We start from the raw sequence: 24,239 nt of genomic DNA on the forward strand, positions 1-24,239 counted from the left end.
TGTGTTTTGACATTGGCTTGTGCAAAACACACTCTTTTCATTTATTAATTAGGACTTTCTTTATGTTCTACGCATATACGCTTTCACTGTTAGTGGCGCAAAGATGACGACAACTACAGTAGCTCCAATGAGTGAGGCCGATAAATCCCAACCTATTGTTCCTGAATTCGTCAGTTCTCTGACAGCCGTCACGAGATGTGAAATCGGATTAATTTTCACAAACCACTGTAAAAAATCTGGTAGCGTCTCAGCTGGAACAAAGGCGTTCGAAAGAAATGTTAGTGGAAACAGTACAAGCATCGAAATTCCCTGTACACTTGAAGCTGTACGTGCAATAACACCAAAGAAGGCAAAGATCCAGCTTATGGCCCAGGCACACACGATAACTAAAAGCCCCGCAAGTACAACATGAGCCAATCCACCTTCTGGTCGATACCCCATGATATATCCCATGGTAAAAGTGAGAACAGTCGCAATGGTATAGCGAATAGTATCTGCCAATAGTGCCCCTGCTAGCGGCGCAATGCGGGCAATCGGCAGTGACTTAAATCGATCGAACACCCCTTTATCCATATCTCCCCGCAATTGGACTCCTGTAACGATTGAAGTAGTGATGACAGTCTGCACGAGAATTCCTGGAATGATGACTGGCAAATAGTTTTGTACATTCCCCGAGATGGCTCCCCCGAAAATATAGGTGAACATCAGAGTGAAAATAATCGGCTGAAGAGTTACATCAAATAATTGCTCAGGCGTACGTCGAATTTTTAATACGCCTCGGTAGGCCATCGTTAGCGAGTTTCTGATAGATTGATTGATGCTTGCTTTATGTAACAATTGTCGTTCAGCTAGTGGTTTTATCGTATTACTTTTCATATTCTTCCCTCCTCTAGTTGAGGAACATTCTCTTCTACACTATTACCAGTGATTGTCAGAAACACTTCATCTAAGGTCGGTTTTTGTACACTTAACTCGTCAAGTTGAATTCCTTTTTGACGAAGGGCAATCAGTAAATCCGTCACTCGGTCAACATCTGCCATTGGGGCTGTAATTTTTCCAATATCCTGTGAAATGGTTGTTTTGACTTGAAGTATTTGTTCTACTGTCTCACGAGCGGCTATCATTTCCTGTGAATTTTGAATGCTCAAATGTAAGGATGAAGTACCAACAGATGCTTTTAGCTCATCGACTGTCCCTTCTGCAACTACACGCCCATGATCTATAACCGCAAGCCGATCTGCCAGTTCATCTACCTCTTGCAGATACTGTGTCGTTAACAGGACAGTTGACCCTGTATCTACTAAACGACGAATAGTATCCCACATTTGATTACGTGTACGTGGATCTAGTCCTGTCGTCGGCTCATCTAAGAAAATCAATGGTGGCTGTGCGATAAGACTAGCTGCCAAATCTAAGCGTCGACGCATACCACCAGAAAAATTTTTCAAAGGACGTTTCGCAGCCTCTGATAAACCGAACTCTTCCAGTAATTCAGCTGCCTTATTTCGTGCCTCTGTACGTCCCAACCCTAGTAAACGGGAGAAAATAATCAAATTTTCCGTTGCACTCAGTGAATCATCAACGGAAGCATACTGACCAGTGACGCCAATTAATTGACGTACAACATGTGGCTCTTTCACGATGTCATAACCGAATATTCGTGCCGTCCCAGCATCCGCTCGTAGAAGAGTTGCTAGCATTCTGATAGTTGTCGTCTTTCCTGCTCCGTTAGGACCAAGTACACCATAGATAGTGCCGGCACGTACGTTTAGATCGACACCATCAACAGCACGATTATCTCCAAAATGTTTGACTAGACCGCGTGCTTCAATGGCCCACTCTCTATTCGCTAACGGGCTTTTCATTCTATTCACATTCCCCATTGTAATTCCTCCTTCACTTATTGCCTTCAGTTTTTTATAAGACGGATGATACTACAAATTTATGAACTGAATGTGAAACGAATAATTTTAGTCATTCATTAATTTTGATTGGGACCTTATCTTCTATTCACTATATGTCTGCATGCAGTTACGATGATACTACAGCGTTTTTGGACTAATCTTCGTATTTTTAGTCACCCTATACAAATTCATTGCACCGAGTGCTACAACTATTGCAACAATATTCAACGCTACTTGATAACTTGAAAATGTCGTTACCATAAGACCATATAACGAAGGAGCGATGACGATAAATAATTGGTTCAACGTCAAGGCTGCACTCACAGTTAGACCAACATAATGTGGATTCGATTGCTCTGTCACACAGGCGATAAACAATGAATACCAGCCAAGTGTTACGAAGCCTAATAAGAAACAAAATAATAACATCAACATTTTTGCATGTAGCAAAAGTGGCAAAATTATGGTAAGAATAACTGCACTAGCCATCACTATTATTAATAAATGCTCCCGCTTCTGTACAAAAAATTGATCACTAATCCATGCAATAGCTACCCTTCCAACCATTCCACCTATTAATACAAGGCTTAAATACTTCCCCGCCTCTGTTAAGGAATAACCTCCTTCTTGATGTAAATAACTCATGAAATGAGCTACGAGTATCATTTGTAAAGTCATCATAACGATTCCTACAATATAAATTGGATATAAATCCTTATTATTTTTAATAGCTGAGAGCTTCTCTTTAAAAGTGACAGAGGTTGCAGCTACTGCTACACGTTTTTTAGGTTCCTGATAAATAAGTAAAAAGAGCAGGCCGCCAGCAATAGCCACTAAGCCTTGCACAAGATGCACGGATGTCAAGCTATAGTGATGATACATATATGTGAGTATGACAGATGCTAAGGCTCCACCGATTGGAATACCTGTTTGTCGAATGCCAATCGCCAGCCCGCGATGTTTATCTGGAAACCACTTCACAATTGCGGTGCTACCCCCTGTTTGTGCACTTCCGTACCATACTCCAACGACTAATAATAAAAATAACAACACCGCATAATTATTGACCAACATGAGTAATAAAGCTGAGAGCCCCAGCAAAATAGAACCCCATCCGATAATTTGTTTTTCCCCTTTTTTATCCATTAGATAGCCGAACAAAATCATCGAAAAGATTGGACCAAGATTAACGGCAGAAACGATAAAACCTGTTTGGAGCGATGATAAATTCCATTCAATTTGATAAAATGTTGCAATTGGTCCCATGCCGTACGTAACAAAAGTTGCCGCAGTTTGGGAAAGAGTGGCCACTAATACGATTATCCATTTATAATATGTATTCATAAAAATTCCTCCAATGCTGTTACATAATTCTTTAACGTTTTGCATCTAAAGTTTACGCTTGCTAAATGAATGCGTAAAATAGAGGAAAATGATAGTGGCTATCAAAAAATTTAATAGGTGCGTGAAATACAACATGAACATAGCAGAAATAGCATTGAAAATCGAGATTTTGGAAAGGCAAAATCTTAGTAAATCCGCTGAAATTACGAATTATACTCAATCTGCCTTAACCTCTAAAGTGAAGAAAATGGAGGCTGAAATTGGTCAGGAGGTTTTTAAGCGTACACCACAGGGCTTGAAGATTACAAATGTAGGAACACAATATTTAAAATTTTTAAAGCTTATCTCACAGGAGTACGATGAATTTTTACAGGAGATTAATTCGGCACAAACGAATACAAAAATTAGCTTTGGCACTTCGCATACAACGATTAAAATTTATGGTGCATCCATTATGAATGCCTTGCAAACAAATAATATACCGTTAGATGTCGATTTCACTGTGGAATCCAGCACTTCCTTAAATGAAAAAGTACATAATGCTGAAATGGATTGTGCACTGACGAGTAATCCTATTAAACACTACCCTGATTTAAATTATGACATGATTGCAACAGAAACATTTGAAGTCATTTCGAACAATTCACATATTATTAATTTTGAGAACCGTTCACCTATTACACTACTTGTGTTAAGCAGAGGCTGTATGTATACACGTGCAATGGTTGATTGGTTAAAAAAGAATCAAGTACCATTTACGATGAAGGAAATAAAGTCAGTTAGTAGTATCCTTGATTTCCTACAAATAGACAATACGATTGCTGTGTTAAATACAAAACTAATCGACCTTTATAACTATTCCAACATACACTATTACAATTTGCAGCAGTTAAACAAAATAATCGAAACTGTCTTTATTTACAAGAAGAGCGAAAGTCAACAATCTTCTACTTGCCAATTAAAACAAGTTATTGAATCATTGCTGGAAGACCCTATCGAATGAAGCTAGTTTGATAGGGTCTTCTAGTGATTTATCGGAACAATTTTGTGATTTATCGGAACATTTTTAAAGTTTATCGGAACAAATTTTTGATTTATCGGAACAATTTCAAGGTTTATCGCCCTAATTTTTAAATTTATCGCTCAACTTTAATTTATCACCTAACTTTTTGAATTTATCACCTAACTTTTTGAATTTATCACCTAACTTTTTGAATTTATCACCTAACTTTTTTTATTTATCACCCAACTTTTTGAATTTATCGCCTAACATTAATTTATCGCCTAACTTTTTGAATTTATCGCCCAACTTTTTTTATTTATCACCTACTTAACAATAAAATCAAAGAACCGCCAACCCCTGCGAGCCAAAATAAGGGAGTTGAGTCCATGTGGCAACCTGCAACCTGACTAGACTTCCACCCTCTTGAATGGCAAAAGCGGAGACTGTTCCTTGATTTCCGTTAAGGGTGTAAAAATGCCGTCCATCTTTACTTACTCCAACATCCATCGGCAGTCCTGGAGCCGTACCTTGAGGTGTACTGGTAATATGTCCTGCCACTGACAGTACACCATTGGTTTCGATTCGGTAGGTGGAAATAGTGCCACTTAGAGTATTAGTAATGAATGCAAAATGTTCATCTCTTGTCGTGATTACCCAGCATGCGGTATTATATCCGTTTGGTACAGAACCACTGATCACCTGGAGAGTCCCGTCGTTGCTCATTGAATAGGATGAAAGGGCATTTGAACTTGCTTCAGTAACTAAGAGGAGTCCAGAAGAGAGAAAATATGCACCCAGCGGGCCATCACCATAAGAATCATTAACGATTGGTGCTGTAACCGTACCGTTCTGATTTACGTTGAAAACACTAAGACGATTTGCAGTATACTCGGTTACAAGGAGCTTACTGCCATCATGTGTGAAAAGAACTTGAGCGGGCTCGGCATTGAAAGTGCTGAGAGAACGTGAGGAGCCTGCAATAGGAGTAAGGCGCCCGTGTTCATCTATGCGAAAACCCATGATGTTGGATGCAAAATTGTTTGCGGCATACCCTACATTGGCAACATAGACAAGATCACCAAATATATCTACACTATTAGGCTGAGCACCTCCCGATGGCTTTACGTCCACGAGAACAGGCACACCGCTGTCACTAATGATAAAACTGCTAATACTATGGCTGCCCGCGTTTACTGCAAGAAGAAAACGACCATCACGGGACAAGGTTAAAGCTCCTTGTGACGTAAGGGGATCGACACCATTGTTTGGCGTTGCAGCAGAAACTTTCCTTGTGCCAGTACCTCTACCATTAGTTGGATAGGCACCCAAAAAGGTGAGCATTCCATTTGTGTCCCTGTTAAAGGCAATGATTTGATTCATGACATCATTATTCGTCATCATGTAAACCATACTCACATTAGTAGGGGAATTCTTGTTCATATAAACTTTCCTCCTTTTATAGTTTTATATGGTTCATTAACGTTTTCGATTCCCTGTTTTTTTATTTAGGCTGTTTTCTAAAAGATTGATGTTAAAACATAAAAAAAGAGTTAATCTACAAAATGTGTAAAATCAACTCTTTTTTTATGTTTGATATTTCGTAAATTGAATATCAAAAGCACCTGAAAATCATTTATTTGGATATCCATTCATATTGAATATCAGCTAAATTTTCTTCATTTTCATGTCCTCTACCTATGATTTCAAACCCTTGTCTTTCATAAAATCGTTGTGCATTTTCATTTACTTCAAATGTGTATAATGTTAATCTCCCACTTGATTGTGCTTTTACTTTATCTAGTAATGTATGACCTATACCGATTCCTTGATAATCTATATGAATATATAATTGGCTTATTTCCCTTTCATTATAGGCAATCATTCCAACTACTTTTTCATCAATTAACGCTACATCTATTTGAAACTGTTCAGATAATATATGATTTAAAAAATAAACGTGACTTTCAAAGCTGTGAATTTCTTTCTGACCAATAGCCTGTTCCTTGCTATCTCGCCACATAGCTACTGTTTGTTCAGCGTATTTAGGATTATACTGAGTAATGATCATTTTGTGTTGGTTCACTACAATGCCTCCTCAAGTTTTGTTTACCGTGAGCACAATATCAAGTAAATGTTAATTTAATGGGGATTTAATGTTTTTGTTTAATTTCTCTGCTTGATTTATGAAGGAATCCATATTTGTACTTATACTAATATTTATTCCTAATCCTACCTCTCGAAGTGTTTCTCGTAACTCTTCAAAATTCTTTTTATCCTCTTCGGTTAAATCAACAAATTTATATAATTCATCTTTAGGAAATTGACTTAATTTAGAATATAAATGTTCAAGAACTTCGTTGTCACTTTTAGAAAGCGTTCCTAATTGCTTTCCAGTAGTCATACCAAGCCAAATTCCATTCAATACATCTCCTAATTTAGTTGTAACCAAATTAGGTTCAGACCAATTATCATCAATCTGATATTTTATTAAACCTTCCAGTTCTACTAAATTATGCTGTACTTCCGTAACGAGAACTTGCTCTTTAACAAAATTCATTGTTATCATTCCCCAAGCTACAATTGCGATAAGAAAAATGTTCAAACCTATTGAAATCCGAAATAACACTTTTTTCTTTTTACTCAATTTTATTCTCTCCTCCAACAAGATTTTACCATAAATATCCTTTGTTGTTATTGAAGAGTTCTGCCCCGTTAGTTTCATAAATAGCAACAATCTTTTAGAAAAAGCCTTTATTTAAAAACAACAATTAGACTGTAGAATCAGCTATCCAATTGTTGTGCAGTAACATCTAGCTTTTTTTCGATATAATAAAAAACAACGGCAAAGTAGCCGCTGTTTTTAGGTTGAGATAGAAAAACAAAATGATGTCCCTTCTTCGTTTGTATGGATTGCATAGTTTATTTCAAGAATTCTAGCGATGTCATCAATAATCTTCAAGCCTAGACCCTCACCTACACGATTTTGTTCAAAGCCAATACCATTATCCATCATGAAAACCTTATTATCTTTCATTGTTACCTCAAGCTTTGTAGCATTGGAATGTTTCAATGTGTTTTGGAACACATTATCGAACATTCGTTGTAGCCATAGTTCATTGCTCATCAATGTTATATCGGTATCCTCTGGATGATAAATTATTTCGATGTTTTGCATTCTATATAAATAGCTCCATTTTTTTATCATCGTTTCTAGCAATGTCGTGAGTTGCACTTCCTCCGTAACGATATAAGAATTCTCCATTGTGTCTAAGGACTGTAAATTAAATTCATTCGTTAAGCTAGCGATATATTGAATTTGCTCATTCAAGGATTCTACCAATTTGGGTTGTTCCTTATAGGTATCTTCTAGATAAAATAATTGTAAACGGATAGCGGTTAACGGTGTATTAATGTCGTGCCTTAGCTTTTGCAGTAACTCTTTTTGCAGCTCTTGCTGTTGTTTAAGCTCTAATTCCCGATAAGTAGTTCGCTCAATTAGTATATTAACCGACTGAATTAACTGTCCAATTTCATCCTCACTACCAACCTCTAATGTACTCGGTATTCTTTCATTACTCGCTAAGTCGCGAATCGTTTTATTTAACATATTAATTTTCGATAGTAAAGAATTGATCGATTTCGAAAATAAAAATGCTAGCAAACATAATGATAGGAAAAACACAACCAGCATGGTTGGATAGGCGAAAGATTCGTGGAATGGCGTGCCTTTATTTCTAGTTTTAAAAGCGAATTCATAAATAATAGACATCGACACACTAATCCCTAACAATACGATTGGAACACTGACTATAGCAGTAAATAATAATAATCGATATTTTGTCTTTAGTGTCATTTCTTTATGTAGGTATTTAATCGATACCCTTCTCCGTAAATATTTTGTAGGATGATACCTGATGAATCATTAATTTTCGTTCTGATCTTTTTTATGTGAACATTGATGATATTTTGATTTCGATCTTCAAGCGGCCATAAATAATCAAAAAAATGATCCTTCGTTAACACCCTATCTTTGTTGTCAAATAAATAAAAGAAGATTTTACGTTCGATTGCAGTCAATGAAATTTCATCATGTATATTATTTTTAAATAATTTGCGATGCTCAATATCAAGCAATAGATGCTGGATTTGCGTAAATGTTCCATATTGCTGCTCTAGCATTTTTTGCATTCTTAAAAGAAGCTCTCTCGGATCAAATGGTTTTGTCATATAATCTTCACCAACTGTTAACCCTTGAAGCTTGCTCTCAATATCATTGCGAGCTGAAAGAAAAATAATGGGGATATTTAAGCCTAAGCTTTTAATGTTCTTCGTCAGCTGATAGCCATCCTCCCCTGGAAGCATAATGTCCATTATTACTAAATCGATTTGATGGATAAGGTTCATAATTTCACGTCCATCAGTTTTCCATACAACGTCGTAGCCTTCTCGTTGTAGTATTTTTTGCATCAAATCGCCAATCATTTGGTCGTCTTCTACTATTAAAATCGTAAATCCTTTCATTACCTCGACCTTTCTTTGTTGTCAACTTTAGTCTTCATAAATTCTATAGCAAGATTATAAATCTCATCAGGTTTATATAAATAGATACTATGGGTACCACTTAATTCTTTCACATCTGCTATGTTAATTTGCTCGGCATATTCCGCATATTTCTGGCTATTGTACTTCGTAAATTTCGAATCTTTATTTTGTTCAGCAATGGCATCTATTAATAAAATAGGTGTATCTTTTGGCTTCGGAAGCTCTTCTGATTTCAAACTATTTTCATATACATGAAGTAGCTCATTTTTCATATCATCATTAAAAGTCTGTTTATATGATAATGCTTTATAAATTTCTTTTTCTTCGTTAGTTAAAAAAGATTGCTTCATTACTTCTGGATTATACACTTTCGAAGGTATTAGTCGATGTACACCCAATCTCGTTAGCAAATTCATTCCTTTAACAGTCCATAAATCGACTACTCCCATTTTATGCTCCACATATTGACTTGGCAAACCAATATCAAGCGCGATAATCCCTTTAATTTCCTCAGGATATTTTTGTGCCCAATAAATCGCTTCAACCCCTGAAATGGAGTGTGGTACTAAAATATAAGGAGGCTTATTTCCACTTTTCAGGAGCGCTTCTCTCGTTTGTGCCAAAATTGTATCAATATCTCGTTCGTCCTTCGAGACATCGCTATAGCCATATCCCGCTCTTTCAATAACAGCAATCTTATGTTGTTGCGAAAATTTACTGTAAAGCCCCTTCATTTCATAAATGGGTGCCGCAACCCCTGAACCTGCCATAAACACATAAGTGTCCTCACCATCACCCTCAGTGTAAACATTGATTTTTTGATGATCTACCTCAACAAGTGTACCTTTATTCCCCAAAAGATTAGATTCCTTATTAAGCTGATATTGATGATAGCTGAAAATCACCACTAGTCCAATAAGCATGGCCGCTATAAAATAAATAACTATTTTCTTAAACTTCTTTTTCATATAATTCCCCTTTCAGTTGATAATGAAAGGATAAACAAGAAAAATAAATTTCTAATTAATTTTTTGTGATTAGGCAAATAAAAAACTGTCTAAAAGTGGTGTTTACTCCACTTAGACAGCTTTTGATTCTAGAAAATTATTGATCAGGATAGGTCTCTTGTAAAAAGGTTACAGATCGTTGGATGAGCGACTTTAATATCTCCACATCAATATCCGCTAGTTTATTAATATAAATACAAGCTTTTCCTGTTGTATGTTTACCAAAATCCTTTAATAAATTGTCACGCTCACTGTCGCCTGGCGCAAAATATAAACTGGTTTTAGCTTTTCGAGGAGAGAATCCAACTAAAGGTGCATCGCCCTCATGTCCAGATTTATATTTGTAATGATATCTACCAAATCCTATAATACTTGGCCCCCACATTTTTGCTTCATACCCTGTTACTTCAGCAAAAATATCCAATAGTCGGTAAGCATCTTCACGCTTTTTAGGATGCTCTACATTTTCAATAAATTCAATAACACTCTCATCAGTTTCTTTTGTTTTTAATTCGTACATTTTAATACCTCACCTTCGAAAGTTGAATTTTGATGCATCATTACATTTCCCAATGTCTTCCACAATATCTATAAACAGAAACTGTCTAATAAGTTTATAGGTACTTAATAGATAGCCTTCAATATTTTATTCCACTTTCTCAAGCAAAAGTTGTTGCTGGAGATTACTATAAATACCTTGTGTTTGCATGAGCTGTTGGTAATTACCCTGCTCAACGATTTCACCTTGTTGAATAACAAGAATTTGGTCAGCATTTTCGATTGTTTTTAAACGGTGCGCAATAACAAAGCTTGTTCGTCCCTGCATTAAATGCTGTAAACCTTTTTGAATATCGACCTCGGTTTGCGTATCTACACTCGATGTAGCCTCACTCAATTTAAATATCCGAATTTTCTAAAATTTCCCGGGCAATAGCCAATAATTGTCGTTGACCTTTACTTAAGTTTGCCCCATCTGCCTATACAAGTGTATCATACTGTGCTGGTAAATATTTAATAAAGTTATGGGCATTAGCGATTATAGCAGCTTCTTCAACCTCTGCATATCTCAAATGGCAATTTATTTTGTGTCTAGTAATATTCGGGAAATGAAATTTCAGATAGAAAAGGAGATTTCACCCTTTTTTTCCAGTATAATAATTATAATGATATATTGGCTCATTACCATAACGTGGGGTTGATGTTCGTTCCGACTGGGCGCTTTCCTGGGGGCGTCCAACCTTTACTCCATTCAACTAAACGATTTAACAAATATCAGCTCTAATTTTTGGTATGAGCCCTAAATTAATTAGTCCATTATTAAAGCAGAAGAGAGGATAAATCATGGAAAACACTATAGAAAGAGCATTACATCTACGAAGACAAGGAAAACTACAAGAGTCGAAAGAAATGTTTTTGATTTTATTATCAAATGATCAGCTCAATCCTTCCCTCCACTATCAATGTGCACGCAGCTTTGATATTTTAGCTGAAGAGACAAAGGCAATACCATTTTATGAGAAAGCAATTGAATTAGGCTTATCAGATGAAGAACTGGAGGACGCATACGTCAAATTAGGATGCATTTATCGAACACACGAACGTTTTGTAGAGGCGAAAAAACTATTCCAAGAAGCATTTTGTAAATTTCCTAATAAGGAACAAATGAAAGTTTTCTACGCGATGGCATTATTTAACTTAGGAGAAAATGCTGAAGCAATGGGCTTCTTAATTGACAACCTCGTTTATATGACAACTAATCAAGATATATTAAAGTACTCTCGAACAATTTCTTATTTAGGTCATCGATTAGATTGTAGTAGTGATCAAATTATCACACTTGCTACAAATCAATCATTACAAACAGAACCTTCTACAAAATCTATTGTAGAAAAAGTAACAGAGGGACTTAAAAATGTTGGTCTTGGAGGTTTTTATACTGGTGGAGGTTGTGAGTATGACGAATATTTTAATTATTTTAATGATCGTGATTTAGAAACACGAAGATGTGCCCTTGCCGCTTTTACAGTAATGCTCGGTAAGTGGCATGCTCGCAGTGGCTTTACCTTTATTCCACAGCACGACCGAAAATATTTAGGTGGATATGACCCAAATGAACCTTTTCATGAATTGAATAATTACATCGAGGCCATCGTTGCTCATCATCATCAAATTAAACAAGATTTCCCTGTAATGTTTGAATATATTATTAATTTTTTAATTTCTATAGAAGAAGAAAGAAAAGTACCTTACGAAAAATGGTTTCCAGAATTAAATGCTCAACTCGTTCAACGATTAAGAGATGAGGTATTACTTCCTAATAAATCACTTTTAGAAGCCCCTACTGAATACAAATACTTTTTAAAGGAAGCTGGCATCCCACCATTTTTCGAAGACGATTTTTTTAAATAACTAGAGAAAAGCCATGTTAGCATGAATCACGCTAACATGGCTGTTGCTGTTATCTTCTACATCCGTCGCTCTAGCACTGGCTCTGTACACCAAAAGTCAAACGTACGATTCATTACTGCATTTAAGCTTTAATCTGTTAAATAATCCGTTACCTTTTCTCTAACCAAGCCCAATTACAATGCAGCTTTACTTAGTTTTTCAAAATTTCTAGGAAAAATTTTTTGTGCTAGCTGCTCTTTTTCTGGGTGTATACCTAGCAAAACTACTGCACATGGACCAGCCGATTTTTTAACATCTAATGAACTTTTGACCTGTTCTTCACCAAAAAGTCGGGTAAATTCTGATTGCAGTCCTTTTGATCCAACTGGCCATACTTGCTGCACTATTTCCTCTTTCCACGCCTGAAAAATAGGTTTTAACTGTGCGATATCTTCAGGCTGTGCAAGGACTTCATTGCCTACAAGCGGCAGTCCATATGTGTACCAAGTAAATTGCTCATGCTTAGTTGGTGTGCTTTTCTGTTGCTCACCAAGCATCGTTATAGACAAACCTGATTGTAGAGTCGACATATTGGACTCTGTGCTACCGTCTATTAGCGGACAAATAAGACCAACCTCATCAAATACCTGTTGAATACCTGCAACATAACGAGACCATGCTGCATCCCCTGAAAAATTAGCGAGCAAAATATGCCTTGGTAAAGCATTTGCGGCAAGCTGCTCTAAAAAAGTAACACGTGCAGTTAAATATGCAGTTAGTTTGTCTGAAGCAGATACAACATCTTGTGGTTTTTCACCAATTGCTGCAGCATTATCTGTTGTAGCAATCAGCTCACCTACTTTTATTGCATTTCTCAATGTACTCGACCTTCCTTACGCACAAACACCTTCGACAGAATTGGCATCGCAATTGCTACGATTACTAGATTTATGAGTGTTGCCAATGGAAGACTAGTCAATGACGTCCAGTAAAATGCTGGACTAATGATAAAGTAAAATGGTAATGGTGCTACAACGCCATTTAAAATAAGTGCCACTGGCCATTTCCAGAAATGCATTCCTTTTTTATGCATAACTCCAAAGATCCATACAACAATAAACATTTCCACTGCGATAATAATATGTAGTGGTCCTAAGGGGAAGCCGGTAGTTAAGGCTGATATAAAATGCCCAATTACCCCCGCAACCCCAGCTAATACTGGAGATAAAAATACAACGCTCAAAAATGCTGGTGCAGAGTCAAGCGCAGCAGTTGATATAAATGTTGGAATTTTAATGACTGCACCCACTGCACAAATTGCCGCTACCATGGCAGTAAGCGTCAATTTCATTAATCTTTGTCGATCCATCCCATTCCCTCATTCCTTTAATATTTGGCTATTCATTATAACGTGTGGTTGATTTCCGTTCCGGCTGGGTGCATTGTGCTGTAGCATAGCAAAGCTTCCTAGGGGCATCCGATGAGCCGCAAGGAGTCGCCCAGCCTCCACTCCAATCAACTAATATACATAGCATTGGTTTTAACAATCATCCACCCAAACATTTTTAATGAAAAGCCTTCTAAATTTTTCAAATTTATATCATTTGATTTGTTCTCCGATACCGTACCAAATACGTACGATTTGTTCGGCTTCAGCAAATAATGCCTGGTATAATCGCCCACATGTATCACGCAGCAATCGTGCTTGTTTTTCCATCGGCACAACTCCACGTCCCATATCGGTTACTATTATATAGAGGGCACAATTTTCTTCAAGAGTCTTTAGTCTAGTCAAAATGGTTCTGACAAGGGGCTCATCATCCTCAAGATCTTGTGTCACAAGCCACTTCTCTAAGTTTTTAATAACTAGTACATCACAGGCTGGACTGACATCAGGAACATTGCCATCTACAAGCTCAACTTTTTGGCCTGAAAGTACTTTCATGACATAGTCGGTTTTTCCACTATAAGCTCCTCCGATAAAGACATGCATCTCGCTCCCTCCTCCCAAGCCTTTCTTGTAAACTTTAAAGAAAACATTTTATCATGCGGTGTTTGATACGACCAAAAAGGTTGCTCAGTTGGTGCAAATGCTACGAGAAGCGCTCGCATAACTCCACCATGCACAACGAGATGATAGACATCTTCATCTTTTGGTAATGCAGTGAACCCTTCAATTGCACGCGCACAAAAGGTATCAAAGCTTTCCCCTTTTGGAGGTGGTGACTGTACGGGATCATCTAACCATGCACAATAACGACTATCAGATTTTAAGTCCTCATATGTGCGCCCTTCAAATTCTCCGAAGTTCGACTCTCGAAATTTCCTATTAGACAGATATATTGCATTCGGGAAATAACGGGCAGCTGTTTCCCTACAGCGCAATAAATCACTACCATACACCTTCTTAACATCTTTATCTACAATAGTCAGCAAAGATGCGTCAGCTAATGAAGAATCTGTCCAGCCGATATAACGCTTTTCCAAATTTTCCTTTGTTGGTGCATGTCTCATTAAGCGCACAATAACAACGTCACCCATAGCACAACCTCCATTCCTTCAATTGATGCACCGAGTAAATCCCCAGAAACGCCACCAAAGTTGCGCACTGTAAATTGTCTAAAGACTAAAAAAGCAATCGCTAATACAGCCATCAACACTAATGGAATAATTGAAAAGCCTATGACAAACAACAAACTGCTATACGCCACAACTAGTGTTATAAGCATAAAACTGATAAGTAATCCCGGCTTAATATGTGTTTTAAAAAAGTAGGCAAGCCCTTTTTCTTTTGAGCACTTGAGCGACATAAAATAAAAGCTCATACCTACTCGTGTTAATAACGGAATAAACACAAGCATCCACAGTGCTAACTTTTGCTGCACGAACAGCTCATGCAGAATGACAAATTTGCCAAGCACTAAAAATAGCACTGAAAGTACACCAAATGCGCCAACACGTGGATCATCTAAAATTTCTAGCCGCTTCTCACGATCTCGATATGAAAAATAAGCATCCCCCATATCTATAAAACCGTCTAAATGTAAACCACCAGTAAATAAGGCAAATAATCCAACAATTACAAAGGAAAGTAAGACTTCACTGCTCGCAGTCCATTCTGTTAAACTATATATCACTGCTGCCACTGTGGTACCCATGAGAGCCCCTATCCATGGCAAAAAGGCGAACATCCCTGTAATAGTTGCCTTAGTTAAAGGTATTTCTTTATGTACCGGCAAAACTGTAAAAAATTGAAATGCAAGTTGCATACTATGCCAGAAATTTTTCATCGTCTTGCCACCTTCTTTTTATTTTCAAAGCGTCATTCATTATTTCCATTTCTTTACGACACCATAATTTATTTCATACGCCTCATCCGCTATAGACACGAACCATTGATGTAATTTCCCAAGCATTTGTCGGTATAACTCTACTTCCTCGTTAGCATATGGAGGCTCATCGAATAATTCGTTCGAGACGATAAAAAACGTCACCCTTTTCTCAAGTAACGTCTCTACCGCATTTTTTAAAACATTAAGCTTCTTCTCTAAACAGCCAGGTTGTTCTACACATGGAGTTCCCTTGTCAAAACCCTCGTAAAACGCATTTGTCAGCCATGTCGTAACACAGTCCCATAACAAGACATCTCCCTCGGTCAATTTATGCAAAGTATCTGCGATGTCATAAGGTACTTCTATCGTCAGCCATTCAATGTTTTGCGCTCGTCTGTCTGCCTGATGGCGCAATATTCTTTTCTCCATCTCTTGGTCCATCGCTACTCCAGAAGCAATATAAATAAGTCGTTGCGCTTGCATAAATTTTGTTTGATAGTGAGTAACAGCCGCTTTTTCAGCAAAGTGGGATTTACCACTGCGTACTCCCCCTGTAATGAAAATCAGTGGCATGGTTACGCCTCCTATTGTAAATGTTGAATGTTACCGATATCTTTAACGAGCCATTGTTGCTCGACTTGTTCAATAATCGTTACACTTGTACCATGAATAAATGGTTCTGCCCACAGCTGATTGATGCTACGCCCTAAAATAGCATTTATAATGCATTTAATCGTAACAGCATGGGACACAATTAAAACATTGTTCTCGGGATATTTTTCTGCAATTTTCCTTAACGTAAACATTGCTCGTTCTGTTACCGTTCCAAAGCTTTCCGTATGGGTTGCGACGAATTGTCCAGGGTAATCGGTATAAAATTCATAGTCAAGGCGATTCGTAGTCATAATGTCCTCGACTGTTCTCCCTTGCCATTCCCCTAAAAAAATCTCTCGTAAATTATCCTCATAAAATATTGGAAGCTGACGATTACCTAGAAGAATATGCAACGTTTCCTTAGCACGGCCACTTGAACTGCTATATGCCGCTGTAAAAGAGAAATTCTCCAAATGATCTCGAAGTTTTTCTGCATGTAAAATACCATTTTCAGACAACGGGGAATCTAACCATCCTTGTAGTCGATGCTCTTTATTCCACATTGTTTCACCATGTCTCACTAAATAAAATGTTGTCAACTTGCTCACCCCTAATTTGCAATCAATTATGCCCCGGCATAATTGCGTCCGGAATCGGCTTTGTGCTAGCACAAAGAACTCCTTTCCGATTCAGTGACATCCGCCGGAGGCTTTAACTTCTTTTAGCGGATGACTTTTGTACCGAAAGCGTAGCGACAGGTACAGATGATTGGACACCCGCTGAAAGGAGACTTAAAACCGCATTCATTTCACCACCTATAGTGTGAGACTTCTGCTGAAAGAAGTTAAACCACGCCTGCAAACAATTCTGTAAATACGTCATAGCTGTAATATCTTTAATTCCAATACGGAACCATTCACCATTTAAGCCCATAAAGTTTTTTGTATGGCGCAGTACGACGCCTTTTGCTAAACAATATGTAAAAAATACATCTGCTTGCTGATTTTTCGGTAATGCAAAACATACATAATTCGTTACACTATTTGTCACCTGACAACCTTTTTCTTGTAAATATTGCTGTAGCGATTCCCGTTGATGTTTAGCATAGGCAATGGCTTGCTCACAATATACATGTTCATCTAAACAGCCTGTACCTATAACAAGGGCAAAGGCATTCAAGTTCCAATGCGGTAAAATAGACTTTAGCTCAGCAACAACCACTGGGCTCGCCACTAAATAGCCAAGGCGTAATCCTGGAATTGCATACATTTTTGTCATCGAACGAACGACGATCAAATGAGGATTTTCAGCCACATGCGGGATCAATGAATAGGCTTCATCTACCCAGTCAATAAATGCCTCATCAATAACAAGCTCACAATTGACGTTTGCACCGTGAGAGATTAATTCAAGAAGCTCCTCTTTCTTTGGAAGCACCCCAGTCGGATTATTCGGTGTACAAATATATAAAGCATCTGCGTTCACCATTTCACGCTTCAGATGCTCCATCGGCAAAGTGTAGTGAACAATATCCACTACAATAACCGGTACAATTTCAGCGCCTGCTGCTGTTAATGTTCGTTCATATTCCGAAAAAGTTGGATGTACGATAATAACACGCTTATTGGCATAGCGTCTAACTAGAACACTAAAAAGCTCGGATGCACCGTTACCTAGTAATATAGAATCTTTCTGAACATCATGAAAAGCTGCCACTTTTGATAAAAACGGCTCACCGTCCGGATCTGGATAACGTTGAATGAGTGGATAAAATGTCCGCCAACGCGCCTCAACAAACGGGGGTGGCCCTGCCGAATTAACATTTTCGCTAAAATCATACACCTCTTCGGGCATATTAAGTCCTAACTGCTGATAAACATTTTGCGGATTTGCTCCGTGATTAGGTAATTGCAAAAATTAACACCTCCACTGTTAACATAACAAGAGTAAAGAGCAAGGTCGCTATACGCATATGAATCACAGACGTTGCAATATGCTCTTTTGTTAATGGAACTAATTTCTCGCCCATTATTGCTCGATAAGATACGACACCCTGATATGTATTTTTTCCACCAAGCTGTACCCCTAATTGAACAGCTGTAGCTGCTTCTAAATAACCACTATTAGGACTTGGATGCTTTTTCGCATCTAGTGCCCAACGTTTTAAGCGCTTACCGAGAGATACGTTTGTTTCATTTTTCGTACCTAACACCATCAATAGGCCAGTTAATCGACTTGGAATAAAATTTAGTACATCATCTAGCTTTGCAGCAAACATACCAAAATCTTTATATTTTTCGTTTTTATAGCCTATCATCGAGTCTAACGTATTGACTGCCTTATAACCCCATAACCCTATTGCACCAAATAAAAAGGCATAAAATAACGGAGCTGTTACACCGTCACTCGTATTTTCTGACACCGTTTCTACAACACCGCGCACAATTTCATCTTCATCAAGTTTCTTCGTATCACGGCCGACAATCCAAGAAAGCTTCACGCGAGCTTCAGCAAAATCTCCTTTGACGAGCGGTTCATAGACAGCCATCGCTGCTTCCTTTAAGCTACGCTGTGCTAGTCCAATCCCAATTAGTAAGCCCTCCACCAATATGCCAAATAGTGCGCTAACTTGATAGCTAAGTAGCATTATGGCCGTCACAACAAACATAGTTGTACCAACTACAGAGAGCGCCATCACCATGCCACGAAACTTTCTCATTCTACCTTTATTCCATATTTCTGTTTGAGATTGAATGAGCTTCCCTATCCAGCGTACAGGATGAGGCATTTTAGGAGGATCACCCACTACTAAATCAAAAACAAGCCCGATGATACAGGCAATCATCAGTGCCATCATAAAGGATTCTCCTCTTTGTCTTTTTTATATTTTTGAATGGCCTCACGCATCGTTTCATAAACACCGTGGCCAATAACTTTTCCTAGCATCGTAATCGGTCCTGCATATTGATGGTAGTCGCCTTCCTCTGTTGAAGCAATCAGCAAGCTATCCGTTGAAGTACCTGTAGCTTGTGTACCCGTTGTTGGATCTGTTATCCCCTCATCAATAAGTGCCTTGACCTTTGCCTCTGTCGTAGAAATCATTGCCTGGAATAAAGCTTCATCCGACAATCTCCCATTTATCAGTACCCACGTATTAATAGTCCCAGCATGATACTTCTCCTGACGATGAAAGGCACGCGTAATATCAACCGCATTGCCAAGACCAGCTGTAATCATTATGACAAGTTGAATTCCTTCATATGTAAACTCACGTATTGTTGCATACCGAGCATAAACAGCCGTCATCATCGCAACTGTATTGTCAATCGGAAAGCCCTCAGACTGTAAAAAACGTTGTAATTCTAACCGTGGTTTGCGTTCATCATATGTATAAGGCACTGAACGATTCATCAAATGTGTATAAAAGCCAAAGCCCGGATTATGTACTGCTGAGGATACGACCTTCATCGGAGAATCAGTTTGGACGGCAATATAATGGTCGGAAATATGAATATCTTCCTTGCGTAGTACTGGCATTATCCCGCCTCCTATTTAATGTATTGTGCATCAATAATCAACTACGCCTTGGCGTAATTATAGCTTTCGCGCAGAAAACTATGGCTGAATGAAGATAAAAATAAAAAAACAAATTCTTACAAAGAAGAATTTGTACTTTTCATTCTTAAATTAATGATTTACCCAAATTTGAACCTTCTGAATTTTCGTACAGCATTACAACTTCATAATACTCAAATTATTTATTTTTTTTGAAATTGTATCATAAATTCGCGTGTCATAACAATTCAATTTCGAGATTTTCCGTTATTGCCTTTGTTTTAAGGTTTTAAAACGAATAACAGAACCCGCAATGATGAATACCCAGCCTATACCGATATAGACAATTTTCATCGTTTTTGTTGAGGACGGTAATATATCCATAATAGTTAAACAAACAAATAGTATGCCAATCATTGATAGAAACATACCAATCGATAATTTTTTCAAAAGAAAGACCTCCAATCTATGTACGCCCTCGATTTTACCGTATTCCAGTCAAAAAGAAAACACTAATCCAGTTCAAGGATTAGCGCAGTAAACGGGCAATCATTTATTTGTACCAAAAGTGAAACGACAGGTACAAGACTCCCCCCACAAAAATTTAGCGAAAGCAAAGAAATTATGTAGATCATTAATTACCAGTAAAAGCCCGATTGGTGAAGACTATTAATCAGCGGGGTAAAGAATCCCCACTGATTAAAGTTTCACTTTATTTCCTTACACTCTTACATGTGCAAAAAATTCCTCATATAGTGCTTGTAAAATTTGGTTTTCATATTCTTGTAGCACACCGAATACTAGACTAACTTCAGATGAACCTTGATTAATCATTTCTATATTTGCACCTGTTTTCGAAATCGCAGTTGCAGCACGTGCCGCTAGACCTGTGTTATTACGCATGCCTTCGCCTACTATAACAATCATAGAGAAACCATGACGCATTTGCACATCATCTGCTTGTAATTCATTTTTCACACGAGAAAGAATTCGTTCTTCATTTTCAAGTGTTATTTGATTTGAACGCATAATGACAGAAATATCGTCTAAACCAGACGGTGTGTGTTCATATGAAATATTTTCATCTTCTAAAATTTGTAGAAGCTTACGTCCAAAGCCTACTTCACGATTCATTAAATATTTTGATACATACAAAGTTGAAAAGCCACTGTCTGCCGAGATACCTGTAACTGGACGCGCTGCTGCAGAGCGTCTTGGTACGATACGAGTACCTGGAGCTGATGGATTATTTGTATTTTTTATGTTAACTGGCACCCCAATCTTGTAGACAGGCATTAACGCTTCATCATGGAAAACTGAAAAGCCTGCATAGGATAATTCGCGCATTTCGCGATACGTAATTTCTTTAATTTCCACTGGATCATTCACGACTTTCGGATTTGCGGAGAACACACAATCCACATCCGTAAAGTTTTCATAAAGTTCTGCTTCAACAGCTGCTGCTAAAATAGAGCCTGTAATATCAGAGCCACCGCGGTCAAATGTACGCAATATGCCCGCTTTAGTGTAACCGAAGAAACCTGGGAACACAATGATTTCTTTGGTGTCTTTTAGAGGTGCTAAATTTACATAAGCCTCTGGTAATGCATACGTGCGTTCAGGTAAATCATTGACGACCAAACCATCTTTTGGACTTACGTAGCGGGCCGGCATACCGATTGAATTAAAATAAGCAGCGATCAGCTTCGCATTATTGTCTTCCCCTGCAGCTTTGATGCTATCGATAAATAATTCCTCATTCGATTTATCACCTAGTACACGTTCACGTAAATCTTCAGCAATCACGTCACAAATTGTATGATCTAACTCCAAACCATCCGCAATCGCCATAAAGCGATTCACAACGATTTGCAATTCGTCTTCAATATCTTCATTTTTTAATGCTGCCATTGCTAAGTTAATTAATAAATCTGTTACCTTTATATCTTCACCAGAGCGCTTCCCAGGTGCCGAAACGGCTACGATTTTACGTGCCGGATTAGATTTTACAATGTTTGCTACTTTTTGAATTTGTTCTGAACTTGCTACAGATGTTCCACCAAACTTACATACGATCATAACCATCAAATCCTAACTTTTTAATTTAAATGTATTCCTCCAAAAAACAATTGAATGTACACAGTGTACAAATTATCGTTCCCCACGTCAATACAATTTAAAAAATTCACACAATTAACCGATGGAAATGGACAATTTTCACGCTGTTTGATTTATTATACGGATTTCGTATGAAATAGTTAAGGTTTTTGCAAATTTTTTTCGTAGAATTCTTATAATCGTAAAAATATTTGTCTGAACTAGCTGAAATCATTTATTTTATAGAATTTTTAACAGTAGATTAGACATGACAAAACGAACCACGTCTTAACAAATATAAATGTGGATTTCAATTTGAATAATTTTGCTTGTATAAAGATGTATCACTTCAACTGCTGGATGTGAATCATTATTACAACAACAAGTCGAAACTATTCGGGGATGACTTATGGCTTGATCCCTTTTCTCAAAGTGTCGTAATAAAATCAAGTTCCAAAATGTGTACATCGTGAAATAACTCTTTTGTGCATACTTAAAAGTTTTGTAACAAAGTGTTTTGCAGCAAACTTGATTGAATTGTAGTGCCTTTCTTCCATATTAATTGAAGAAAACGCTTTCTCCATTATGATATGCAGAAAAAATTGTGATGTTTGTGCTATTTCCGATCGATGTCAAGTCATTTTTTAAATATTTCATCTTTTTTGGGAAGGTATTACTTTGATTTGGGTAGGTTTCTGCTTGTATTCCGTTGAGGGCTGTATTCGTAGGGACCGGAGGAGTATTTTAGGTGACCTGAGCAGTTTTTGGATGATGGTTTGATAACGAAAAGCCCTAACATAACGTTATGCTAGGGCCTTTTGTCTGTTAAATCAATCCAATTACATTTAAAAATACGATAATAATTGCAATTGGTGCTATATAGCGGAGTAAGAATAACCATAATACAAATAATTTATAGCCTTTATTTTTACTTACACCCAGTTCATTCATTAATACATCTTTCTTCATTTTAAACGGTACGAAGATCGCAACTAATAAAACACCAAGTGGCATAAGAATATTACTTACTGTAAAGTCTGCTAAATCAAAGATAGTTTTTCCGAATAATGTAAAATCACTTAATACACCATATGATAAAGCCGATGGAATCCCTACAACAAAGATTAGTAATCCTACAATCAATGCCATTCTTTCGCGTTTCCCTTTACCTTTTGTCGTTAAAGAGGCCACGCTAATTTCCAACATGGAGATGGCTGATGTTATTGTTGCAAAGAAAAATAGTAACAAGAAAATGATGAAGAACAATTTTCCGAATGCCATTTTACTGAAAATCGCTGGCAAGACAATAAATAATAGACCTGGCCCTTGAGATGGTTCCATTCCAAATGCGAATACTACTGGGAAAATAGCAAGTCCTGCAAGTAATGTAATCACAAGCGTTAAACCGACGATAGAAAATGCGGAACGCGGTAAACTTTCTTCTTTCGGTAAGTATGAGCTATACGTTACCATTACTCCTACACCGACAGATAATGAGAAGAATGATTGCCCCATCGCATATAAAATAATTTCAGATGTTACATTTGAGAAATCAGGCTGTAAGAAGAAGCGAACCCCTTCTCCAGCTCCATCTAATGTAAGAGCACGAATAATTAAGACAAAGAATAAAACAAATAGTGCTGGCATGAAATATTTATTTACTTTTTCAACACCGTTTTGTACACCTTTACTTACGATAAAAATAGTAATTAAAATAAATAATAGTTGTGATCCAACCGCTAAAAATGGATTGGAAATGATTTCACCAAAGGTTGCTTCGTACGAGCCATTTCCTTCCCATAGTCTACCTGTAATTGCATTCCATAAATATAATAAAATCCATCCTCCAACAACACTATAGAATGAAAGCAATATGAAGCATGTTACAATCCCTAGTTTACCGACCCAAGGCCATAGCGTCTTAGGAGCAATAGTTCTATATGCTTCAACAGCCTCTTTTTGTGTACTTCTTCCAATAACAAATTCCGCCAATAATAACGGTAAACCAATTAATAACGTAAAACCGATGAAAATAAGGAAGAACGCACCGCCACCTCCAATACCGGCCATATACGGGAACTTCCAAATCGCTCCAAGACCTATTGCTGAACCTGCTGCGGCTAAAATAAAGCCTAATTTCGATGTCCATTGCTGTGAATTCATCTCTTTATCTCCTCTCATTTTCTATTTCTTTGTTTATTCCAATCCGGGCTTTTTTCATATTGGTCTTTCGTGACTCCTTTCTCATACAACCACTCTCTTCCATATAAAAATCGCCCCTACGAAAACGTAGGGACGATAAAAATATCGCGGTACCACCCTAGTTATGAAGATATAACAAGAGTAAAACCTTAATAAAAAACGTCCCTACGTAAATACGTAGGGACGATATAATATCGCGGTACCACCCTAGTTATGAAGTTACAACAAGAATAAAACCTTAATAAAAAAAAGTCCCTACGCAAATACGTAG

Annotated in this window: 25 protein-coding genes and 1 pseudogene; 2 read left to right on the forward strand and 24 right to left on the reverse strand. The window is 37.4% G+C overall.

Annotation, left to right across the window (positions count from 1 at the left end; translation table 11 throughout):
• Window positions 1–60: 60 nt before the first annotated feature.
• The 3 genes from ACQKMV_RS13190 to ACQKMV_RS13200 all read right to left on the reverse strand — a co-directional run bounded on the left by ACQKMV_RS13190 (window position 61) and on the right by ACQKMV_RS13200 (window position 3,293).
• Window positions 61–876 carry an ABC transporter permease gene (locus ACQKMV_RS13190; protein WP_427504451.1) on the reverse strand — a complete coding sequence of 272 codons (816 nt, stop codon included), beginning with the start codon at window positions 874–876 and terminating at the stop codon, window positions 61–63.
• Complete coding sequence (locus ACQKMV_RS13195) at window positions 873–1,883, reverse strand: ATP-binding cassette domain-containing protein (protein WP_427504453.1); 1,011 nt, start codon at window positions 1,881–1,883, stop codon at window positions 873–875. The genes ACQKMV_RS13190 and ACQKMV_RS13195 overlap by 4 nt, the downstream gene beginning before the upstream one ends.
• A gap of 159 nt (window positions 1,884–2,042) precedes the next feature.
• Window positions 2,043–3,293 (reverse strand): MFS transporter, encoded by a 1,251-nt coding sequence (locus ACQKMV_RS13200; protein ID WP_427504455.1) that lies wholly within the window; start codon window positions 3,291–3,293, stop codon window positions 2,043–2,045.
• A gap of 88 nt (window positions 3,294–3,381) precedes the next feature.
• Here ACQKMV_RS13200 and ACQKMV_RS13205 point away from each other — a divergent pair, with 88 nt between their 5' ends.
• On the forward strand, window positions 3,382–4,251 hold the full coding sequence (locus ACQKMV_RS13205) for a LysR family transcriptional regulator (RefSeq protein ID WP_427504456.1): 870 nt from the start codon (window positions 3,382–3,384) through the stop codon (window positions 4,249–4,251).
• A 339-nt stretch (window positions 4,252–4,590) separates the two neighbouring features.
• On the opposite strand, the gene ACQKMV_RS13210 is transcribed toward ACQKMV_RS13205, so the two are convergent.
• The 8 genes and pseudogenes from ACQKMV_RS13210 to ACQKMV_RS13245 form a co-directional block, all read right to left on the reverse strand.
• Window positions 4,591–5,691: a lactonase family protein gene (locus ACQKMV_RS13210; protein ID WP_427504457.1), complete on the reverse strand. Its 1,101-nt coding sequence runs from the start codon at window positions 5,689–5,691 to the stop codon at window positions 4,591–4,593.
• 193 nt (window positions 5,692–5,884) lie between these two features.
• Window positions 5,885–6,334: an N-acetyltransferase family protein gene (locus ACQKMV_RS13215; RefSeq protein ID WP_427504459.1), complete on the reverse strand. Its 450-nt coding sequence runs from the start codon at window positions 6,332–6,334 to the stop codon at window positions 5,885–5,887.
• 51 nt (window positions 6,335–6,385) lie between these two features.
• A complete protein-coding gene (locus ACQKMV_RS13220) occupies window positions 6,386–6,895 on the reverse strand; it encodes a hypothetical protein (RefSeq protein WP_427504461.1) in 510 nt (169 codons plus the stop codon).
• A gap of 216 nt (window positions 6,896–7,111) precedes the next feature.
• Window positions 7,112–8,104: a sensor histidine kinase gene (locus ACQKMV_RS13225; RefSeq protein ID WP_427504462.1), complete on the reverse strand. Its 993-nt coding sequence runs from the start codon at window positions 8,102–8,104 to the stop codon at window positions 7,112–7,114.
• A complete protein-coding gene (locus tag ACQKMV_RS13230) occupies window positions 8,101–8,772 on the reverse strand; it encodes a response regulator transcription factor (RefSeq protein WP_427504463.1) in 672 nt (223 codons plus the stop codon). Before ACQKMV_RS13230 ends, ACQKMV_RS13225 begins: the two co-directional genes overlap by 4 nt.
• Window positions 8,772–9,761 (reverse strand): alpha/beta hydrolase, encoded by a 990-nt coding sequence (locus tag ACQKMV_RS13235; protein WP_427504465.1) that lies wholly within the window; start codon window positions 9,759–9,761, stop codon window positions 8,772–8,774. The genes ACQKMV_RS13230 and ACQKMV_RS13235 overlap by 1 nt, the downstream gene beginning before the upstream one ends.
• A 136-nt stretch (window positions 9,762–9,897) precedes the next feature.
• Window positions 9,898–10,320 carry a DUF1801 domain-containing protein gene (locus ACQKMV_RS13240; RefSeq protein ID WP_427504466.1) on the reverse strand — a complete coding sequence of 141 codons (423 nt, stop codon included), beginning with the start codon at window positions 10,318–10,320 and terminating at the stop codon, window positions 9,898–9,900.
• 126 nt (window positions 10,321–10,446) lie between these two features.
• Window positions 10,447–10,858, reverse strand: a pseudogene (locus ACQKMV_RS13245) (multidrug ABC transporter ATP-binding protein); the annotation flags it as partial.
• Between the two features lie 283 nt (window positions 10,859–11,141).
• Here ACQKMV_RS13245 and ACQKMV_RS13250 point away from each other — a divergent pair.
• Window positions 11,142–12,209 carry a tetratricopeptide repeat protein gene (locus ACQKMV_RS13250; RefSeq protein WP_427504467.1) on the forward strand — a complete coding sequence of 356 codons (1,068 nt, stop codon included), beginning with the start codon at window positions 11,142–11,144 and terminating at the stop codon, window positions 12,207–12,209.
• Between the two features lie 173 nt (window positions 12,210–12,382).
• On the opposite strand, the gene ACQKMV_RS13255 is transcribed toward ACQKMV_RS13250, so the two are convergent.
• The 13 genes from ACQKMV_RS13255 to ACQKMV_RS13315 form a co-directional block, all read right to left on the reverse strand.
• Complete coding sequence (locus tag ACQKMV_RS13255) at window positions 12,383–13,066, reverse strand: hypothetical protein (RefSeq protein WP_427504469.1); 684 nt, start codon at window positions 13,064–13,066, stop codon at window positions 12,383–12,385.
• Complete coding sequence (locus ACQKMV_RS13260) at window positions 13,063–13,557, reverse strand: ECF transporter S component (RefSeq protein WP_427424118.1); 495 nt, start codon at window positions 13,555–13,557, stop codon at window positions 13,063–13,065. The genes ACQKMV_RS13255 and ACQKMV_RS13260 overlap by 4 nt, the downstream gene beginning before the upstream one ends.
• Window positions 13,558–13,788: 231 nt before the next feature.
• Window positions 13,789–14,181, reverse strand: a complete 393-nt coding sequence (locus tag ACQKMV_RS13265; protein ID WP_427504471.1) for a bifunctional adenosylcobinamide kinase/adenosylcobinamide-phosphate guanylyltransferase — start codon at window positions 14,179–14,181, stop codon at window positions 13,789–13,791.
• Window positions 14,130–14,729 (reverse strand): histidine phosphatase family protein, encoded by a 600-nt coding sequence (locus ACQKMV_RS13270; RefSeq protein WP_427504472.1) that lies wholly within the window; start codon window positions 14,727–14,729, stop codon window positions 14,130–14,132. The genes ACQKMV_RS13265 and ACQKMV_RS13270 overlap by 52 nt, the downstream gene beginning before the upstream one ends.
• Entirely contained in the window at window positions 14,702–15,478 is a 777-nt protein-coding gene (gene cobS, locus ACQKMV_RS13275; protein ID WP_427504473.1) for an adenosylcobinamide-GDP ribazoletransferase, read from the reverse strand. The genes ACQKMV_RS13270 and cobS overlap by 28 nt, the downstream gene beginning before the upstream one ends.
• 39 nt (window positions 15,479–15,517) lie before the next feature.
• Entirely contained in the window at window positions 15,518–16,093 is a 576-nt protein-coding gene (locus ACQKMV_RS13280) for a bifunctional adenosylcobinamide kinase/adenosylcobinamide-phosphate guanylyltransferase (protein WP_427504475.1), read from the reverse strand.
• 11 nt (window positions 16,094–16,104) lie between these two features.
• On the reverse strand, window positions 16,105–16,713 hold the full coding sequence (locus ACQKMV_RS13285; protein ID WP_427504476.1) for a histidine phosphatase family protein: 609 nt from the start codon (window positions 16,711–16,713) through the stop codon (window positions 16,105–16,107).
• A 112-nt stretch (window positions 16,714–16,825) separates the two neighbouring features.
• Complete coding sequence (locus ACQKMV_RS13290; RefSeq protein ID WP_427504477.1) at window positions 16,826–18,028, reverse strand: pyridoxal phosphate-dependent aminotransferase; 1,203 nt, start codon at window positions 18,026–18,028, stop codon at window positions 16,826–16,828.
• Window positions 18,015–18,971 (reverse strand): adenosylcobinamide-phosphate synthase CbiB, encoded by a 957-nt coding sequence (gene cbiB / locus ACQKMV_RS13295; RefSeq protein WP_427504480.1) that lies wholly within the window; start codon window positions 18,969–18,971, stop codon window positions 18,015–18,017. The genes ACQKMV_RS13290 and cbiB overlap by 14 nt, the downstream gene beginning before the upstream one ends.
• Window positions 18,968–19,651 carry an adenosylcobinamide amidohydrolase gene (locus ACQKMV_RS13300; RefSeq protein WP_427504482.1) on the reverse strand — a complete coding sequence of 228 codons (684 nt, stop codon included), beginning with the start codon at window positions 19,649–19,651 and terminating at the stop codon, window positions 18,968–18,970. Before ACQKMV_RS13300 ends, cbiB begins: the two co-directional genes overlap by 4 nt.
• A 285-nt stretch (window positions 19,652–19,936) precedes the next feature.
• Window positions 19,937–20,119: a hypothetical protein gene (locus ACQKMV_RS13305; protein ID WP_100543083.1), complete on the reverse strand. Its 183-nt coding sequence runs from the start codon at window positions 20,117–20,119 to the stop codon at window positions 19,937–19,939.
• A 270-nt stretch (window positions 20,120–20,389) separates the two neighbouring features.
• Window positions 20,390–21,748, reverse strand: coding sequence for an aspartate kinase (locus tag ACQKMV_RS13310; protein WP_427504483.1), 1,359 nt, complete (start codon window positions 21,746–21,748; stop codon window positions 20,390–20,392).
• An 843-nt stretch (window positions 21,749–22,591) separates the two neighbouring features.
• Window positions 22,592–23,929 (reverse strand): sodium-dependent transporter, encoded by a 1,338-nt coding sequence (locus tag ACQKMV_RS13315; RefSeq protein WP_427504484.1) that lies wholly within the window; start codon window positions 23,927–23,929, stop codon window positions 22,592–22,594.
• Window positions 23,930–24,239: the final 310 nt, after the last annotated feature.

It is taken from the genome of Lysinibacillus sp. NPDC094403 (assembly GCF_050278745.1).
Classification (GTDB): Bacteria; Bacillota; Bacilli; order Bacillales_A; family Planococcaceae; genus Lysinibacillus.